Source organism: Pseudomonas sp. P1.8, from assembly GCF_001269805.1.
GTDB lineage: Bacteria > Pseudomonadota > Gammaproteobacteria > Pseudomonadales > Pseudomonadaceae > Aquipseudomonas.
Map to the genome: position 1 here is coordinate 1 of NZ_LHVM01000042.1, position 2,287 is coordinate 2,287.

Annotated in this window: 3 protein-coding genes and 2 pseudogenes; all 5 read left to right on the top strand. The window is 57.4% G+C overall.

Going from position 1 to position 2,287, the window contains the following annotated elements:
- Window positions 1–531 (top strand): annotated as a pseudogene (locus AD668_RS29730) (hypothetical protein); the annotation flags it as partial.
- Entirely contained in the window at window positions 528–734 is a 207-nt protein-coding gene (locus AD668_RS28345; RefSeq protein WP_053164500.1) for a hypothetical protein, read from the top strand. The pseudogene AD668_RS29730 and the gene AD668_RS28345, both read left to right, overlap by 4 nt.
- Entirely contained in the window at window positions 731–1,699 is a 969-nt protein-coding gene (locus AD668_RS28350) for a hypothetical protein (RefSeq protein ID WP_053164502.1), read from the top strand. The genes AD668_RS28345 and AD668_RS28350 overlap by 4 nt, the downstream gene beginning before the upstream one ends.
- Window positions 1,696–1,902, top strand: coding sequence for a hypothetical protein (locus AD668_RS28355; protein WP_053164504.1), 207 nt, complete (start codon window positions 1,696–1,698; stop codon window positions 1,900–1,902). Before AD668_RS28350 ends, AD668_RS28355 begins: the two co-directional genes overlap by 4 nt.
- A pseudogene (locus AD668_RS28360) lies at window positions 1,899–2,287 on the top strand (hypothetical protein); the annotation flags it as partial. The gene AD668_RS28355 and the pseudogene AD668_RS28360, both read left to right, overlap by 4 nt.

Genomic DNA, 2,287 nt, shown 5'->3' on the forward strand with positions numbered 1-2,287 from the left:
TCCGTCAGCCAGGCTGGCCGCAACACGATGGGCTTGCTGGTCATCGGCTTCGAGAATCCGGATCCCCACGCCGAGGAAGACAACAAGCACTTTTCGCWGGGCTTCCACTGCGGCGGCGGCACCACGGCGATGGCGTTGTGGGAGTGCATGCGCAGCTACATGGAGATCGGGCTGCAAGTTCTCCCGTTAACCAATGATTTTGAAGGGGAGCGAGAGAGACTGCGTGGAAGGAATGTTTTCTGGGGTGTTTTCTGTGACTACTTGAATGGCATCAGACAACATCTGGCAGCCTGGGAAATTGACAAGGCATTGTGGCTTATCATCGGCGCCGTACTGTTCGGGGCACCGCTGGCAATGATGCTGCAAGCGTGGAAATTGTCACCGCCACCCGCGTTGACCCACCCCGATATCATCGAATGGTCCAAACCACTCCCTCCGGAACAATGGGCCAAACGCTCCCCGAAACTCGAAGCCGCCATCGCCAAACGCGAGGCTGAGCTCGCTACCCAGCAAGAGCGAGAGCCGGCTTGACGACGAATCCTCAAGGCCGGTTGCCCGGCAGCGTTTCCCTGCGGTTGCGCTATCGCACGCCACTCCTCGCCATGCTTGGTGCCCAGACCTTCATCGGTGGCGAAGCAAGGCTGGCCTTTACCCTGAACGATCGTGTCCCGCGCTACCGGCTCGGCGAGGATCATCCCGGCGCCTCTTACCTGCAACCCAAGGACAAACCATGAGCACGCCCGAGGCAGGCACCACAAAAAAACGGCTGTTGTCGCGCAATGATTATTTGGCGCCGCTGCCCATCCCTACGGGAGAAAAGCCGTGTGATGTGCTCAACATCATTTGGCGCAAAAATGAGGTGTTTCTGGATGTCGGCAACTACAGCATTGGTTCGGCGGTAATGGTGCTATGGCCGATGGTGATGTTGTTTTTAGCCATGTCTTTTTTTACTCGAAATCTCAATTCTGACTTCAGTCAAGAGATTTTGATATTGGGCGCAGTTATTATGGCCATTCCTATCTGTTTGGTAATCCAAGGCCTCTTCCGCGAAGTCCCCTTACCCATACGCTTCAACCGCCAACGCCGCGAAGTCTGCGTCCCACGCGATAACGGCGAATACTGGCTCGTCCCCTGGGAAAGCGTGACCGCCGCCGCCACACAGCACTCTTCCGTCAGCCAGGCTGGCCGCAACACGATGGGCTTGCTGGTCATCGGCTTCGAGAATCCGGATCCCCACGCCGAGGAAGACAACAAGCACTTTTCGCAGGGCTTCCACTGCGGCGGCGGCACCACGGCGATGGCGTTGTGGGAGTGCATGCGCAGCTACATGGAGATCGGGCTGCAAGTTCTCCCGTTAACCAATGATTTTGAAGGGGAGCGAGAGAGACTGCGTGGAAGGAATGTTTTCTGGGGTGTTTTCTGTGACTACTTGAATGGCATCAGACAACATCTGGCAGCCTGGGAAATTGATAAGGCATTGTGGCTTATCATCGGCGCCGTACTGTTCGGGGCACCGCTGGCAATGATGCTGCAAGCGTGGAAATTGTCACCGCCACCCGCGTTGACCCACCCCGATATCATCGAATGGTCCAAACCACTCCCCCCGGAACAATGGGCCAAACGCTCCCCGGAACTGGAAGCCGCCATCGCCAAACGCGAGGCTGAACTCGCTAGCCAGCAAGAGCGAGAGCCGGCTTGACGACGAATCCTCAAGGCCGGTTGCCCAGCAGCGTTTCCCTGCGGTTGCGCTATCGCACGCCACTCCTCGCCATGCTCGGCGCCCAGACCTTCATCGGCGGCGAAGCAGGGCTGGCCTTTACCCTGAACGATCGTGTCCCGCGCTACCGGCTCGGCGAGGATCATCCCGGCGCCTCTTACCTGCAACCCAGGGACAAACCATGAGCACGCCCGAGGCAGGCACCACAAAACAACGGCTGTTGTCGCGCAATGATTATTTGGCGCCGCTGCCCATCCCTACCGGAGAAAAGCCGTGTGATGTGCTCAACATCATCTGGCGCAAGAACGAGGTGTTTCTCGACATCGGCAATTACAGCATTGGTTCAGCGGTGATGGTGCTCTGGCCGATGGTGGTACTGTTTGCATTTATGGGTTATCTGTTCAGAAATGATCACGATGAAATGCACCTTTTTGCGGTGATGACCACCATCATTATTGGTGTGCCTACCGTTCTCTTGATCCAGGCCCTATTCCGCGAAGTACCGCTCCCTGTGCGCTTCAACCGCCAACGCCGCGAAGTCTGCGTCCCACGCGATAACGGCGAATACTG

What these genes read in the sequence shown, in the direction of transcription:
- AD668_RS28350 (WP_053164502.1), top strand. Translation starts at nt 731, where the DNA reads ATGAGCACGCCCGAGGCAGGCACCACAAAAAAACGGCTGTTGTCGCGC.